Below are 15,109 nucleotides of genomic sequence, written 5' to 3' on the forward strand. Positions count from 1 at the left end.
GGCGATCACCGGCTGGAGCTTGTCGAGGAAACGGTTGAACCAGCCGGTCAGCTGGCCCAGTTCGTCGTCGCGGGCGTAGTCCAGGCGCCGGGTCAGGTCGCCTTCGCCGCTGGCGATGTCCTTCAGGCGGGCGGCCACGGCCAGGATCGGCCGGGTCACGCCACGGGCGGTCAGCCACACCAGCAGCAGCCCCAGCACGGCGGCGCCCAGGCCAATCAGCAGGCTGACCAGGTTGGCGCTCTGGTTCTGACTGTCCAGGCGCTGGTTGAGGGCGACGGCGGGAGCCTGCAGCACCTGCTCGGGCAGCTCAAGCAGGACCTGCCACGGCGCCGCGCCGGGGATTGGGGCGAAAGGGCGGGAAATGCGCATGGTGCCATCGTCCAGACGCTCGACCGCCTGGCCGGCGCGCAGCGGGCCGGCCAGCGCGGTGGCGCTGGCGCCGAAGGCCTGCTCCACGGTCTTGCTCAGCTGGTTGGCGTCCTGGCTGTGGCCGGCGAGCAGGCCCGAAGGGCTGACGATGCTGACCTGGCCCTGGCCATCGAACAGCTCCTGGCGGCCGGCCAGGCTCAGTTGCTGCAGATTGTCCAGGCCGATGTCCAGGCCGACCACGCCCACCACCTTGCCGTTTTCCAGCAGCGGCAGGGCGATGCTGGTCATCAGTACCTGGTGGCCGTTGACCTCGTCGAAGTACGGGTCGAGCACACAGGCCTTGGCGGTCTCAAGCGGGCAGGTCAGCCAGCGGTTGTAGGGCGAACCGTTGGCGCCGATGCTGGTGTCGGCGAGCATCGACTCGGGCATCGCCTCCACCTCGAGGTTGCCGGTGCTGGGCTGCGACCAGTACAGGGAGAAGCGGCCGCTGTCGTTGCTGCCGTTGTCGACCTGGCCGGCGAAGCGGGCGTCCTGTTGGTCCAGGGCGTTGGGCTGGAACACCAGGTACAGGCCGATCAGGTCGGCGTTGCCGGCCAGGGCGGTGCGCGCCTCGCGGCTGAGGTCGGCGCGCAGGTCGGCGCCGCCACGGGCCTTGAGTGCCTGTACCAGGCGGGCGAAGCCGTTGCCGTACTGGTAGGCGTCCATGAAGTAGCGCTGGATGCGCAGGGCCTGGGTCTCGCCGTGGGCCTGCAGGCGCAGGCGGGCGCTGTGGTCGAGCAGCTCGGTGTTGGCCTGGAACACCTGCTCGGCGCTGCGCCGGGCCTGGGTGAGCGAGGTGGCCACCAGCAGGGCGACGATGGCCAGCAGGCAGAGGCCGGCAAGCAGGGTGATCTTCCACTGGATGGAGAGACGGCGCAGCAACATGGGCTTTTCCTTCTCGGGCAAACAGGACGCCCGCGGTCAGGCGGGCGTCGGCGGGGTCAGTCGGCGATGCAGTTCGGTGGCGCGACCCTGAAGGCCTTGGTCAGCCAGGCCAGGTAGAGCACGCCAAGCAGGGCCCAGACACCGCCGAACAACAACGAGTGTTCGTTCAGGTCCAGCCACAGCGAGACGATGATGCAGAAGCCTATCGTCGGCGCCACCAGATACTTGAGGTTGTTCGTCAGGCCCTTGTTGCGGCCTTCGCGGATATAGCAGTGGTTGATCACCGAGAGGTTGACGAAGCTGAACGCCACCAGCGCGCCGAAGTTGATCACCGAGGTGGCGGTGACCAGGTCGAAGAAGATCGCCGATAGCGAGATCAGGCCGACCACGGCGATGTTCAGCACCGGGGTCTTGTAGCGCGGGTGCAGGCGGGCAAATACCCCGGCCGGGATCACGTTGTCGCGGCCCATCACGTACAGCAGGCGCGACACACTGGTCTGCGAGGCCAGGCCCGAGGCGATGGTGTTGATCACCGTGCAGGCGATGAAGATCGACTGGAACAGCTTGCCGCCGACATACAGGGCGATTTCCGGCAGGGCCGCTTCCTGGTCATGGAAGCGCGCCATGGTGGGGAAGTAGGCCTGGATGAAGTAGGACACGCCGATGAACACCACGCCGCCGATCAGCGCGGTGAGGAAGATCGCTCGTGGGATGGTCTTGCCCGGGTCGCGGGTCTCTTCCGACAGGCAGGTCACCGCGTCGAAGCCCAGGAACGAGAAGCACAGGATGGTCGCGCCGGCGGCCAGGGCGGCGAACTGGGTCTGGTCGTCGGCGAACGGCACCAGGCTCCAGGCGGTGCCCAGCCCCTCGCCGTGGTCCAGGCCACGCCAGCACAGGTAGATGAACACGCCGATGATCGCCACCTGCACGGCGACGAACAGCAGGTTGAAGTGCGCCACCAGGTTGACGCTGCGCATGTTGATCAGGCTGATCAGGGTGACGAAACCGGCCACCCACACCCAGGCCGGCACCTCGGGGAACATCGCCGACAGGTAGAGCTTGGCCAGCAGCGCGTTGACCATGGGCAGCAGCAGGTAGTCCAGCAGGGATGACCAGCCCACCAGGAAGCCCACGTGCGGATTGATGGCACGCTGGGTGTAGGTATAGGCCGAGCCCGATTGCGGGAAGCGCCGCACCAGGGTGCCGTAGCTCACGGCTGTGAACAGGATGCCGGCCAGGGCCAGGAGGTAGGCGCTGGGCACGTGTCCGGCGGTGATGCCGGAGACGATGCCGAAGGTGTCGAACACGGTCATCGGGGTGAGGTAGGCCAGGCCGATGATCACCACATGCCAGAGACGCAGGGACTTGCGGAACTGGGCGTCAGGCTGCATGGCGTGCCTCCTCTGGGGGGCAGACGGAGGTGTGCGGCAAGGACGTGCGGATGGGCTCCATGTTATTCACCATTTGTAGTTGGAGCGGCAGGTAACGCCCGAGGGCGTGGCAGAAGGTACGCGGATCAGCCGATCGAGGGGCCGGGGCGTGGATGGCGGACGTGCACGAGGGGGTGGCGAAGATGATTCGAGGACGGGATCGGCATGATCGGGGCGCTTGCCTGTAGTTGTGGTTTATCGGGCGCGACGCAAAGCGGGAAAAATAAACGACGAAGGGGGTGGGGGTGTCAAGTGAAACACGACAGCATGTCGGGGTTTTGTGAATTTTTATTGAACGACTAGTCGCTATTTTGGTTTTCTCGTCGTTTTTTGAGTGTTTTCCTCGTTATGTGTGTTGATAAAAATTAACGCTTACCTGAAATGTGCTGTGACGAAATACGTCGCGCTTGCGACGGCTGTCATGGATTTTTCCTTTATCCCTTCTAGGGTGATTCGTTCTAGTAAGAGTACTCGCCTGGCGGCCCTGCAACGGGTTGGCCGGGCCGGGCTCCACGGATCAGGAGTCTGCTGGCGCGCCAATCCTGGCACGCCCTGGGCAAGGGAGCTGGCATGGAGAGCGCGGCGTTTCTGGATTACCTGCTGGTGCTGGTACTCGGCTCGATCGTGGTCGAGGGGGCATGGCTGGCCTGGCGCCGGACAGCGGACTGGCACCCGGCCGAGGGACTGGTCAATTTCGTCCTCGGCATCGGCAACCTGGCGGTCGGCGTGCTGTTCGCCGCGACCAGCCTCGGGCTTTATGCTTACCTGCACAGCCATTGGTCACTGGGGCTGGACCTGGGCAGCCCCTGGGCGAACATCGCCTTTGCCTTCCTCGTCTATGACTTCCTGTACTGGGTCAATCACTGGGCCCATCACAAATGCGCGCTGCTCTGGTGCAATCACCTGATCCACCACTGCGGTACCGCCTTCAATCTCACGACCGCAGTGCGCATAGGCTGGCTGGGCAATTTCACCGTCTGGCTGTTCTTTCTGCCCATGGCGGTGCTGGGCATCCCCCTGCAACACTACCTGCTGGTGGTGGCCGCGCAGCTGATCTACCAGTTCTTCATCCATTCGCCACTGATCCCTGAGCTGGGCGTGCTGGAGCGAATCCTGGTCACGCCGTCCCAGCATCGGGTCCATCACGCCAGCAACGATCGCTACCTGGACAAGAACTTCGGCTGTTTCCTGGTGATCTGGGACCGCCTGTTCGGTACTTACCAGCGTGAACTGCCGCAGGAACCGGTGCGTTACGGGGTGACCACGCCGATCAGCCAGCCGGGCTCGCCTGGCCACCTGAACTTCTTCCTCTATCGGCATTGCCTGCGTTCGGCGCGGGAAGCCAGCGGGTTGCGTGGCAAGTTGCGGGTGCTGTTCGGCAGTCCGGCGCATACCCGGGTCGTCGAGCAACACGCCAGCCTGGGGCTGGGCGCATTCGCCTGGCCGGACTACCTGCCGGCCTTGTTCCTCGGTTTTTTCCTGGTGACCCAGTACGCCGTCCTGCCGCCGGGGCAGGCGGCCCTGGCGGCGCTCGCATTCCTGTTGGCGGCCAATAGCGCCGGCCACCGCGAGTCCGGCCTGGCGCACCTGCGCTGGCCGTTGTATCTGGGGCTGGCGCTGGCCAGCCTGTTCCTGTGGTGGCAGGCGACCGGCGGAGCCTGGTTGCTGCTGTTGGCAATCCTGAGCTGCTGCCTGCCCCTGCTGGCCGTGCGGCGCAATCCATTGTTGATCAAGGAGTGATTGATGAACCCGACAAGCGCCTTGCGGGGCTCGGCCGATGACGGGGCGCAGCCCCAGCGGCTGGCCCGCGACAACCAGGCCCTGGAGAGCCTGCTCGAACGCCTCGAAAGTCTGGTGGGGCAGGGCTACATGGACGTCATCGGGCGGGTGTTCCATTCGATGCCGACCAAGCATGCCTCGGTCAGCTTCAGCGAGCATGCCAGGGTCCCCGAGCGCCGTGACGTGTTGCACCTGGGGTCGTACAACTACTCCGGGCTCAATGGCCATCCCCGTATCAACGAGGCGGCCATCGACGCCATACGCCATTACGGCACCACCTCCAGCGGCGTGCGCCTGCTCAACGGTACCAGCGAGCTGCACCTGGAGATGGAGCGGCGCCTGGCGCAGTTCCTCGGGGTCGAGGCGGTGATCACCTTCTCGTCGGGGTTCGCCGCCAACCTGGCAGCCCTGGGAACCCTGTGCCGCGAGGGCGACGTGGTGCTCAGCGACATGCTCAATCACCAGTCGATCGTCGATGGCCTGCGTCTGAGCGCGGCGCGGGTAGTGCCTTACCGCCATGCCTCGCTACGCAGCCTGGAGAGTCACCTGCAGCGCCTTCCCGCGCAACAGCGCAAGTTCATTGTCACCGATGGCGTGTTCAGCATGGACGGCGACCTTGCTCCGCTGGACCGGATCGCCGAACTCGCCAGGCGCTACAACGCCTTCCTGATCGTCGACGATGCCCATGGCACGGGGCACCTGGGGCCCCATGGGCGGGGCACGCCGGCGTTGTTCGGGGTAGCGGGGCAGGTCGATGTGCTGACCGGCAGCCTGAGCAAGGGGTTGCCGGGTGTCGGCGGCTTCATCGCCACTCGCCATGAAACCGCCAGCCTCTTGCGTGCAGGCGCCAACCCTTACATTTTCTCGGCGTCGCTGCCGCCCCCTGTGCTGGCCTCGATCATCGCCGCGCTGGATGTGCTGGAGGCTTCGCCACAGATCATCGAGCAATTGCGCGACAAGACCGAGTACTTTGTCGCGACCCTGCGCGCCCGTGGCTTCGACCTGCTCGACACACGCAGCAGCATCATCCCGCTGATGACCTACGAAGAGCACAAGGCCTACGAGCTGGCCAAGGCCTTGCACCTGCGCGGCGTCTACGTCAATCCGGTGGCTCACCCGGCGGTGAGCCGTTCGCGTGCCCGGGTGCGCATCAACCTCAGTGCCAATCTCACCCGAGAAGAACTCGACTACAGCATCGAGGCCATCACCGACGTTGGCCGGACACTGCGGCTGATCGATGCGCACGGAGCCCGGGATGGCCGTCGTGTTTGAGTGGACCCGGCAACTGAGTGATATCGGAAGGAGCGAATGGCAGGCCTGCTTCGGCGCCGGCAGGGTGACCGCCTCGTACGAACTGCAGCAGGCATTGGAGCGAGCAGGCATCGTCGACAGCTTTCATTACCTCAGGGTGCTGCGTGACGGGCGGTTGGTCGGCATCGTGCCGTGTTTCGTGATGGACTATTCGCTGTCCGACCTCGCGCCGGTGGAGGTTCAGGCCGTGGTGCGGCAGGCGCGCAGGGTGTACGGGCGCTTGCTCAAGGCACGCCTGTTCGTCATCGGCAGCCCGTTGGCGATCTGTTCCGACCTGCTGGGCCTGCCCGGGGTACGGGAGGGGGCCTGGGATCCGGTGCTTGCGATGCTGCATCAGGAATTGCAGGCCAAGGCCGACGCGTTGGGTATCGGGTTCGTCTGCCTCAAGGAGTTCGACCAGGCCCTGCAGCGGCGGCTTTCAGCGGCGTTCGGCGAGCACTACCTGCTGTGCCGCAGCCCCGACACCACCTTTGTGAGCACTGCGGCGGTGAATGGCATGGGTTATGTCGACAACATGCTCAGCAAGTACCGCAACGTATTGAAGAAGCGCCGCAGGACGTTCGACGAAGCGGGCTTGCGCTGGGTGGTCGAAGTGAACTTCGCCGATCATGCAACACAAATGCATCGGCTCTACCTGAACGTGCTCGAACGCTCCAGCACCCGATTCGAGCGTCTCTCCGAAGCGTTCTTCCGTGAGGTCTGCCACTGCCTTGGTACCCAGGCCTACGCCTTGCTCTGCTTCGATGAGCAGCGTCTGGTGGCGTTCGAGTTGTTCCTCGCGGGCGATGCGTTGCATCCGCTGTACCTGGGCATCGATTACGCCTATCGCGATGCCGGCAGCCTGTATTTCAACTGCCTGTACCGCATCGTCGAGGAGGCCGAGCGTCGTGGCGTGCCGTACATCGAGCTGGGCCAGACCAGCTACGAGGCCAAGTTCAGCATCGGGGCCGTTTCCTCACCGCTGTATTTCTACATCCGCCATCGTTGAGGCTGGGTCAACCGACTGTTGTACCTGCTGCGCGACGGACTGTTCCCGGCGCCGCAGATTCCGGCGCTGCGCAATGTGTTCAAGCACCACGATGCCTACCTGGACAGTCTCAAGGCCCAAGGATTGCTCGACCATGCTGATTGAAACCTACGACCTGGATACCTGGCAGGTGCAGGTTTTCGACAGCATCGACGACCTCGACCAGAGCCTGTGGGACAGCACCCTGGCCTTCCATCATCCGTTTCGCAGCCACGCGTTCATGCAGGTGGTCGAGGCTTGTTTCCACGATCGTGACTACCGCTACCTGGTGGCGCGCCGGCCTGGATCGGCGCAAGTCGCCGGGATGCTGTTCGTCACCCAGCAGGACCTGGACCTGATGGCCGAAGCGCCAGCCTGGTTGCGCCGTGGCGTTGGCCCGCTGCGGCGGCTGGTGCCGCGGATCGGCATGCTGCGGGTGGCCATGCTGGGCTGTTTCGAAACGGCAGGGCAGCACTGGTGGGTAGCGCCGGAGCATGACCAGGACGAACTGTTCGCGCTGCTGGTGACCAGTGCCGAACGGGCGCTGCCGCAGGCCCGGGTGCACGTGGTGCGTGACCTGGACCGCGAGAACGCCAGTCATGCCGCATTCGACGGCCTGCTGCACAGGCGCGGCTTTCGTCATTGCCACAACTACCCCCTGGCACTCATCCACCTGCACGGCCTGGACTGGGCAGGGCATTACGCCCGGCTCAAGGCCAACAGCCGCAAGATCCTCAAGAAGGCACTGAGCAGTTTCGAAACCTCCGGTTACCGGGTGCTTCACCATGAGGGCGAGGTGCCCGGCCTGGAGCGGCTGTACGAGCTGTATGTGTGTACACACCGGCATGCGACTGAGTACCAGCGCGAGCAATTGCCACTGGCTTTCCTTCAGCGCCTGCAAGGCAGTGACCAGGCCGTGTTCTCGGTGTTGCTTGATCCGAATGACCGGGCCGTGGCGTTCGTGCTCAGCGGTGTGGGCGAGCGGGTCATCAACCCGTTCCTGTTCGGCCGTGACTATGCCGTGGACCTGCCGGTTAACGCCTACTATGTGCTGCACATCGACCTGTTGCGCCGGTTTGCCTCGCCGGCCACGGAGCGGGTCGACCTCGGCATCACCAACTATTTCGTCAAGCAGAACCTCGGCTCGCAGCTCAGCGGCAGCGGCCTGTACCTGAAGCTGAAGAACCCCGTCCTGAACAGGATCCTAGGACCTCATGTCGCAGAAATGTTCGATATCAAGCAGCCCGGCCAGCGCCGCATCTTCCGCGCCTCCGCCCAGTCAGATGCGGAACCGGCAGGCCCTGCGTGACGACTTCACGGCCAGGTCGAGCCGTCATCGGCAACAGGCCGTCCGGCTGTCGGCACGCCTGCGCAAGACCGAGTGGGCGCGCCTGCTGGTGTTCCTGGCCATGCCCACCCTGGCCTGGCATGGCTATGAGAACGGCTTCGCGCCATGGCTGTGGTTGGCCTTCGGCGGTTGCCTGGCGCTGTTCGTGGCGCTGGTCCGGCGTCATGCCGGCCTGCGCGAGCGTATCGCCCACCAACAGCACCGGGATACGCTCAATCAGTGGGCCCTGGCACGGCTGGACCGGCGTTTCGACGACCTGCCCGCGTGTCCAACCAGCCTGCGTCCACTGTTCGACAAGCAGGACCTGGACATCAACCTGTTTGGCCCGGCATCGCTGGGCCAGCTGTTGTTCAGCCAGTCCACCAGCCTGGGTGAGGAACGCATCGCCGCCTGGCTGACCCTGCCGGCCACCACGGCCCAGCTGGCCGAGCGCCAGGCGGCCATTGCCGAGTTGGTCGAGCGCCGGAGCCTGCGTCAGGCCCTGGCGGCTAACGCGCTGCAGATCAATGCGCGTGGCTACGGGCTGGGGCGGCTGGCCGCATGGGTGGTTCGGGTGGATGCCGGGGTGTTCCCGCCGGCGCAGGTCGTACTGGGGTTGCTTGCACGCTCGCCAGCCTGGGTGGCGTCGTGGCGGTGCTGGCCGGCGTGGTGCCGCCGTTGGCGTTGCTGGCCTGTATCGTGGTCAATCTGATGTTCTACGGCTGGCGGGCCAAGGCCTGGCACAAGGTGTTCGACGGTGCGGACGATACCGCCGATGCGCTTGGTGGCTTGTCGGACTGGTTGGCCCTGGCCGTTGCGCAGCGCTTCGACAGCCCGGGCCTGAGCCGCCAGGTGACGCGCCTGCAGGCCGATGGCCGGGCACCGGCAGCGGCGATTCGCCAGCTTGACGGCATCCTCGGCTACGCCCGGTTGCGGCACAACCCGACCGTCAGCGTGTTCGCCCAGGCCCTGCTGCTCTGGGACTTCCATTGCGCCCGTGCCCTGGCCCGCTGGAAGCGCGAGCAATGTCGTCGCTTGCCCGAGTGGCTGGAGGTGGTCGCCGAGCTGGAGGCCCTGGCAGCCTTTGCCGGATTGGCGGACGAGAACCCGGGCTGGTGTTGGGCCGAAGCCATCGGCGAGGCCGAGATTCATGCCGAGGCGGCCTGTCATCCGCTGATTCACCCGGAGCGGGCGGTCGCCAACCCGATTGAGCTGGTACCGGGGCGGGTCACGGTGATTACGGGCTCCAACATGTCGGGCAAGACCACCTACATGCGTACCGTGGCCCTCAATCTGCGCCTGGCACAGGCCGGCTCGGTGGTGGCGGCGCGGCATTTCGCTTTCGGGCGGATGCGCATGGTCTCGTCGATCTCGGTCAGCGACTCGCTGGAACAGGGGTTGTCGTACTTCATGAGCGAGGTCATGCAGGTCAAGGCGGTGATCGACACCGTGCGTCAGGCAGCGGAGCCGGTGCTGTACCTGCTCGACGAGCTGCTCAAGGGCACCAACGAGAAGGAGCGCAACCTGGCGATCATCGAGATCCTGCGCACCCTCTGCGCTCATCAGGCACTGGGCATGCTCACCACCCACAACGTGGCGCTGGCCACGGCGCCTGAACTCCAGGGGCTGGGCCGCAACATCTACTTCGAAGAAGGTTTCGAAGAGGGCGAGGCACAGGCGCTGCGCTTCAACTATCAGCTGCGCCACGGCATTTCGCGCAACACCAACGCCATTCGCCTGTTGCGCAGCATGGGAGTGCTCAAGGGTGACTGACACACTGGACATGGGCGGGCAGCTCGCCGATGCCGGGCATGTCGGCCAGGTCGTGCCGCTGGTCGCCAGCATCGCGCCGCAACCCCTGGCGTTCATCTACGGGACACGCCATCTGGAGCCTTACCTGGCGCACGCCTTTGCCCGCAACCTGGGCTGGTTTGGCCATGCCCGGCATCGGGTGCTGTTGCAGGCAGGGGAGTGCCAAGGGGTTGTGGCTACGCTTGGTGCCCGCGAAAAGACCCGTTTCGACCTGGCCCTGCTCACCTCGATACTGCGTTTCTATCCGGGGTTGTCCGGGTTGCGGGTGATCCGCCGCCTGCAGCGGTCGGTGGCGCGCCATCCGCGGCCCGGTCACGATGCGTTGTGGCTGTACAACCTGGCCGTGGCGCCCCAGGCGCGCGGGCGGGGGCTTGGCACGCGGCTGCTGCGAGGCGCCATCGCCCGGGCACGGGCGGCGGGGCATGGGCGCCTGCAACTGGATGTGGACACCGACAACCAGCTGGCGCGGCGCTTGTACCGGGCCCATGGTTTCCAGGTTGACAGCGAGATACCGGGGGTGTGTTGCGACGGCTTTCTGTTCGCCGACCAGTTGCGCATGAGCCTGGATCTGGGCAACCGCGGATAACGATGCGAAAACTTGCGTCTCACGCCGGGCCGGTCAGTGCTAATCTTGCATACCCCCATTCGAGGGGGCCTATCAGCCCTATATGGACAGCAATCGGTTCTATTCATGAAGAAATCAGTAGGCATCCTTTCCGGTCTGGCCGTGGCCATCGCCGTCGCAACCACCGCTGGCGCCTGGTACACCGGCAAGCAGTTGCCCGCGGAGCTGGAGCGCTCCGTTGCCCGCGGCAACGAAGAACTGAAGAAAGCCCTGGCCGGCAACGGTGGCAGCATGACCATCGAGCTGGTCTCGCTGGACCAGCACTTCTTCACCAGCACCGCGCACTACCGCCTGAAGGCCGAGAACGTGCAGGTCGGCGAAGCCGAGGCACTGAACTTCCAGGTGGGCGTGACCGACCAGATCGAGCACGGCCCGTTCCCGTGGTCGCGGGTCAAGGCCCTTAAGCTGATGCCGGTCATGGCCACCAGCAACAGTGCGCTGGACAAGGATGACTTCACCAGCGGCTGGTTCACCGCCGCCGGCGACAAGGCGCCGGTCACCGCCCAGGTCAGCCTCGGCTATGGCGGCAGCATCGACAGCGACATCCGCCTGGCACCGGTCACGCTCAAGGAAGACGGCGGCAATGTCCTGGACTTCTCCGGCCTGCAGCTCAAGCTGCGCGGCGACCGCGAAGGCAAGGTGGTGGAGATCCACAGCAGCGCCGAGCGCCTCGAGCTGAACTTCGTCGACGAGCAGCAGGCGCCGGTGAAGATCCTGCTCAACGGTTTCAAGGCCGGTGGCAAGCTCACTGAGACCGCCCACGACATGGTCTATGTCGGCAACTTCGATCTGGCCCTGGCCGACACCCAGGTGACCTTCGGGCCGAAGCAGGAAGTGCTGGTGCTCAAGGGTCTGCAGCAGAACAACCTGTACAACGCCGAGGGCGAGGACAAGGACAAGCTGGCCGGGCGCCTGGAATACAAGGTCGACGACATCAGCTATGCCGGCCGCAAGGTGGGCAGCGCGGAAATGGTCCTGACCATGAAGTCCATCGACATTCCGGCCATGCAGGCATTGATGGAGTGGTACCAGACCCAGTTGCCGCAGATGCAGCAGGCCGCCGCCGATGGCGAGGCGCCGTCGCTGGAGATGACCCCGGAGGAGCAGGCCAAGGTCCAGGGCGACCTGCAGAAGCTGCTGGTGGCCAAGCCGCAGGTGGCGGTGGAGAAGCTGGCATTCAAGACCGCCAATGGCGAAAGCCACTTCAACCTGGCGATGGACTTTGCCAGCCCGAGCTCGTTCGACCTGCCGCCTGACCAGTTGGGCAAGCAGCTGCTGACGCAACTGAAGGCCAAGCTCAGCGTTTCCAAGCCGATGGTCGCCGACCTGGCCACCTTGCAGGCGCTGCTCGAGGGCGAGACCGATGCCCAGGCCATCGCCCAGCAGTCCAGCCAGGCCGGTGAAATGGTCGGCATGATGGCGCTGCAGAGCGGCATGGCCACGGTGCAGGGCAGCGACGTGGTGTCGAGCCTGCAATACGCCGACGGCATGGTAGACTTCAACGGCAAGAAGATGACCGTCGAAGAGTTCGCCATGCTGATCAGCGGCCACCTGGCGGCACTCCAGCCGCAGGGCTGATTGCTGGCTCGCGGTCCCTTTCGCGGGGCAAGCCCGCTCCCACGAAGTCGCCATGAATTGGATGGCTTCGTGGGAGCGGGCCTCGCGACTGCATTGGGGCGGCCAACGTAAAAACCTCTTTTGCATCCCTCCGATTGCCTGTAGCCTTCGCGTCCGATAAGAATCCGCGCCCGCAGAGGGGCCGAGACGCTGGCCGTCCGGCACCATCAGCCGATCTGCCAGGGCCGGGTGATACACTCGACTGACGCGCTCAAGCGCCCCGCAGGTCCAGCGATCATGACCCAGATTTCCGAACGCCTGTTGGTCCAGGCCCACCTCGATGCCAAGCAGCCCAACCCGCTGACGCCCGCGCAGGAGGCCGAATACCGTGCGGCCATCGCCGCCGAGCTGAAAAAGCAGAACGCCGTGCTGGTGGCCCACTACTATTGCGATCCGGTGATCCAGGCCCTGGCCGAGGAAACCGGCGGCTGCGTGTCCGACTCGCTGGAGATGGCGCGCTTCGGCAAGAATCACCCCGCCGAGACCGTGGTGGTGGCGGGGGTGCGCTTCATGGGTGAAACCGCGAAGATCCTCACCCCGGAAAAGCGCGTGCTGATGCCGACCCTGGAGGCGACCTGCTCCCTCGACCTGGGTTGCCCGGTCAAGGAGTTCTCGGATTTCTGTGACCAGCATCCCGAGCGCACCGTGGTGGTCTACGCCAACACTTCCGCAGCGGTGAAAGCCCGGGCCGACTGGGTGGTGACCTCCAGCTGCGCGCTGGAAATCGTCGAAAGCCTGATGGACAACGGCGAAACCATCATCTGGGGCCCTGACCAGCACCTGGGCCGCTACATCCAGAAGCAGACCGGTGCCGACATGCTGCTGTGGGACGGTGCCTGTATCGTTCACGAAGAGTTCAAGTCGCGCCAGCTGGCCGACATGAAGGCGCTGTACCCGGACGCGGCGATCCTGGTCCATCCGGAGTCGCCGGAAGCGGTGATCGAACTGGCCGACGCGGTGGGCTCCACCAGCCAGCTGATCAAGGCAGCGCAGACCCTGCCGAACAAGACCTTCATCGTCGCCACCGACCGCGGCATCTTCTACAAGATGCAGCAGCTGTGCCCGGACAAGGAGTTCGTCGAGGCGCCGACCGCCGGTAACGGCGCGGCCTGCCGCAGCTGCGCGCACTGCCCGTGGATGGCGATGAACACCCTGGAGCGCACGCTGGACTGCCTGCGCAAGGGCAGCAACGAGATCTTCGTCGAGCCTGCGCTGATTCCCAAGGCGATCAAGCCGCTGAACCGCATGCTCGATTTCACCCAGGCGGCGCGGTTGAAGTTGTCGGGCAACGCCTGACATCACCTTGTAGGAGCGGCCTTGCGCCGCGAAAGGGCCGCAGAGCGGCCCCAGGATGTTCAGGGTCACGCAAAAAACAGGGGCCGCTCTGCGGCCCTTTCGCGGCGCAAGGCCGCTCCTACAGGGTTATCGGTTCTGACGCCTAGCGCCCCATCATCTCCTTGACCATCCGCTGCTGCTCCATGATCTCGCGTTGGCGCTGGTCGATCTGCGAGGCCAGCGGGAAGTTGCTGCCCGAGCGGCGCTTGGCGTAGTCGAGCTGCTGGATCGCCTGGTCGAAATCGCCGACCAGGGTAAAGTACTCGGCGCGGGCACGGTGCAGGCCGATGGTGTTGCCCGACAGCCCGCGGACTTCGGCGACGTCGTACCACACGTCCGGGTCGTCCGGACGGTTCTTGACCAGGTCGTCCAGCACCTTCTCCGCCTCGGCCGGCTTGTTCTGCTTGATCAGCAGGTCGGCGCGCACCTGTTTCAACGGATAGTTGGCCGGGTACAGCGCCTGCATGCGCTGGGCGCGTTGCTGGGCATCGGCCAGGCGGTTGTTGGTGATGTCCAGGTCGATCTGCGCGAGGTTGTAGGTAATGTCGTTGGGCGCCTTGGCCAGTAGTGGCTTGAGGTTCTCCCGTGCTTCGTTGAGCTGGCCACCCTTGATCTGCGCCAGCGCCAGGCCATAGCGCGCGGCGTCCATTTGTGGATTCTCGTCTAGTTGGGCGCGGAAGCGCTTGGCGGCCAGGCCCGGGGTGCCTTCATAGGTGAGCTGTACCCGTGCACGAATCAGCTGGTAACGCAGGCTGTCCTCGACGCCCCCCTTGGGCGCCTGCTCGGCACGGTTACGGGTATCGGCTACCCGCGACTCGGTCACCGGGTGGGTAAGGAGGAATTCCGGCGGCTTGGCGTCATAGCGGTATTGGCGCGCCAGGCGTTCGAACATGCTGGGCATGTTGCGTGGGTCGTAACCGGCTTTTTCCAGATTCAGGATACCGATACGGTCGGCTTCCTGTTCGTTCTGCCGGGAGAAGCGTCGCTGTTCCTGGATCGCCGCCGCCTGGGTGCCGGCAATCACACCGATGCCGGCATCGCCACCACCGCCGGCGGCCAGGACGATACCTGCAAGCAGCGCGGCCATCATTGGCAGTTGCATGCGCTGCTGGGCTTCGACGCCACGGGCGAAGTGGCGCTGCGACAAGTGCGCCAGTTCGTGGGCCAGGACCGAGGCGTACTCGCCTTCGGTCTGCGCATTGAGGAACAGGCCACCGTTGACCCCGACGATACCGCCTGGCGCGGCGAAGGCGTTGAGTTCCTTACTGTCGATGAGGATGAACTCCAGGCGCCGGTCCTGCAGTTGGCTGGTCTCGGCCAGCTTGTACACGCTGGTTTCGACGAAGTCCTTGAGCTGCGGGTCGTTCAGCTGGTTGACCTGGCCGCGCAACAGGCTCAGCCAGGCGCGACCGAGCTGGTGTTCCTGTTGCGGCGAGACGATCGCGGAGCTGGCGTCGCCCAGTGACGGCAGGTCGTCGGCGTGGCCGGGAAGGGCCATCAGGCAGGCCAGCGTCAACAGGGTGGGGCGCAGTAGATTCATGCAGAAGCTCGCGTCGATGAAAAGCCTTACTGTA

The 15,109-nt window shown here is 65.1% G+C and carries 12 protein-coding genes and 1 pseudogene; 10 read left to right on the top strand and 3 right to left on the bottom strand.

The window, feature by feature from the left end; all coding sequences use genetic code 11:
* Positions 1-24 precede the first annotated feature (24 nt).
* Positions 25-1,293: pseudogene (locus VUG52_RS27215) on the bottom strand (PDC sensor domain-containing protein); the annotation flags it as partial.
* A 56-nt stretch (positions 1,294-1,349) separates the two neighbouring features.
* A complete protein-coding gene (locus VUG52_RS06630) occupies positions 1,350-2,684 on the bottom strand; it encodes an APC family permease (RefSeq protein ID WP_050704275.1) in 1,335 nt (444 codons plus the stop codon).
* A 609-nt stretch (positions 2,685-3,293) separates the two neighbouring features.
* Between VUG52_RS06630 and VUG52_RS06635 the strand changes: the two genes are divergently transcribed.
* From VUG52_RS06635 to nadA, 10 genes are all read left to right on the top strand, one after another.
* Positions 3,294-4,463, top strand: coding sequence for a sterol desaturase family protein (locus VUG52_RS06635; protein ID WP_050704276.1), 1,170 nt, complete (start codon positions 3,294-3,296; stop codon positions 4,461-4,463).
* Between the two features lie 3 nt (positions 4,464-4,466).
* Complete coding sequence (locus VUG52_RS06640) at positions 4,467-5,774, top strand: aminotransferase class I/II-fold pyridoxal phosphate-dependent enzyme (protein ID WP_050704277.1); 1,308 nt, start codon at positions 4,467-4,469, stop codon at positions 5,772-5,774.
* Complete coding sequence (locus VUG52_RS06645) at positions 5,758-6,801, top strand: GNAT family N-acetyltransferase (RefSeq protein ID WP_331832602.1); 1,044 nt, start codon at positions 5,758-5,760, stop codon at positions 6,799-6,801. Before VUG52_RS06640 ends, VUG52_RS06645 begins: the two co-directional genes overlap by 17 nt.
* 18 nt (positions 6,802-6,819) lie before the next feature.
* A complete protein-coding gene (locus VUG52_RS06650) occupies positions 6,820-6,945 on the top strand; it encodes a hypothetical protein (RefSeq protein WP_331832603.1) in 126 nt (41 codons plus the stop codon).
* On the top strand, positions 6,935-8,128 hold the full coding sequence (locus tag VUG52_RS06655; RefSeq protein ID WP_050704279.1) for a GNAT family N-acetyltransferase: 1,194 nt from the start codon (positions 6,935-6,937) through the stop codon (positions 8,126-8,128). The genes VUG52_RS06650 and VUG52_RS06655 overlap by 11 nt, the downstream gene beginning before the upstream one ends.
* Positions 8,103-8,858, top strand: a complete 756-nt coding sequence (locus VUG52_RS06660) for a hypothetical protein (RefSeq protein ID WP_331832604.1) — start codon at positions 8,103-8,105, stop codon at positions 8,856-8,858. Before VUG52_RS06655 ends, VUG52_RS06660 begins: the two co-directional genes overlap by 26 nt.
* The gene (locus tag VUG52_RS06665; RefSeq protein ID WP_331832605.1) at positions 8,795-9,919 is read left to right on the top strand and encodes a MutS-related protein; all 1,125 of its coding nucleotides are present in this window, start codon (positions 8,795-8,797) and stop codon (positions 9,917-9,919) included. Before VUG52_RS06660 ends, VUG52_RS06665 begins: the two co-directional genes overlap by 64 nt.
* Entirely contained in the window at positions 9,912-10,544 is a 633-nt protein-coding gene (locus tag VUG52_RS06670; RefSeq protein WP_331832606.1) for a GNAT family N-acetyltransferase, read from the top strand. Before VUG52_RS06665 ends, VUG52_RS06670 begins: the two co-directional genes overlap by 8 nt.
* A 105-nt stretch (positions 10,545-10,649) precedes the next feature.
* Positions 10,650-12,161 carry a YdgA family protein gene (locus tag VUG52_RS06675; RefSeq protein ID WP_050704282.1) on the top strand — a complete coding sequence of 504 codons (1,512 nt, stop codon included), beginning with the start codon at positions 10,650-10,652 and terminating at the stop codon, positions 12,159-12,161.
* 276 nt (positions 12,162-12,437) lie between these two features.
* Positions 12,438-13,496 (top strand): quinolinate synthase NadA, encoded by a 1,059-nt coding sequence (gene nadA, locus VUG52_RS06680; protein ID WP_050704283.1) that lies wholly within the window; start codon positions 12,438-12,440, stop codon positions 13,494-13,496.
* 142 nt (positions 13,497-13,638) lie between these two features.
* Here nadA and VUG52_RS06685 read toward each other — a convergent pair whose 3' ends face one another.
* Positions 13,639-15,075 (bottom strand): M48 family metalloprotease, encoded by a 1,437-nt coding sequence (locus VUG52_RS06685; RefSeq protein ID WP_050704284.1) that lies wholly within the window; start codon positions 15,073-15,075, stop codon positions 13,639-13,641.
* Positions 15,076-15,109: the final 34 nt, after the last annotated feature.

This window comes from Pseudomonas sp. LH21 (genome assembly GCF_036549575.1).
Taxonomy (GTDB): Bacteria; Pseudomonadota; Gammaproteobacteria; order Pseudomonadales; family Pseudomonadaceae; genus Aquipseudomonas; species Aquipseudomonas peradeniyensis.

Excerpts from the sequence above, each read along its gene's own strand:
- VUG52_RS06630 (WP_050704275.1), bottom strand. The coding sequence starts at position 2,684 with ATGCAGCCTGACGCCCAGTTCCGCAAGTCCCTGCGTCTCTGGCATGTG.
- VUG52_RS06635 (WP_050704276.1), top strand. The coding sequence starts at position 3,294 with ATGGAGAGCGCGGCGTTTCTGGATTACCTGCTGGTGCTGGTACTCGGC.
- VUG52_RS06640 (WP_050704277.1), top strand. The coding sequence starts at position 4,467 with ATGAACCCGACAAGCGCCTTGCGGGGCTCGGCCGATGACGGGGCGCAG.
- VUG52_RS06645 (WP_331832602.1), top strand. The coding sequence starts at position 5,758 with ATGGCCGTCGTGTTTGAGTGGACCCGGCAACTGAGTGATATCGGAAGG.
- VUG52_RS06655 (WP_050704279.1), top strand. The coding sequence starts at position 6,935 with ATGCTGATTGAAACCTACGACCTGGATACCTGGCAGGTGCAGGTTTTC.
- VUG52_RS06660 (WP_331832604.1), top strand. The coding sequence starts at position 8,103 with ATGCGGAACCGGCAGGCCCTGCGTGACGACTTCACGGCCAGGTCGAGC.
- VUG52_RS06675 (WP_050704282.1), top strand. The coding sequence starts at position 10,650 with ATGAAGAAATCAGTAGGCATCCTTTCCGGTCTGGCCGTGGCCATCGCC.
- nadA (WP_050704283.1), top strand. The coding sequence starts at position 12,438 with ATGACCCAGATTTCCGAACGCCTGTTGGTCCAGGCCCACCTCGATGCC.
- VUG52_RS06685 (WP_050704284.1), bottom strand. The coding sequence starts at position 15,075 with ATGAATCTACTGCGCCCCACCCTGTTGACGCTGGCCTGCCTGATGGCC.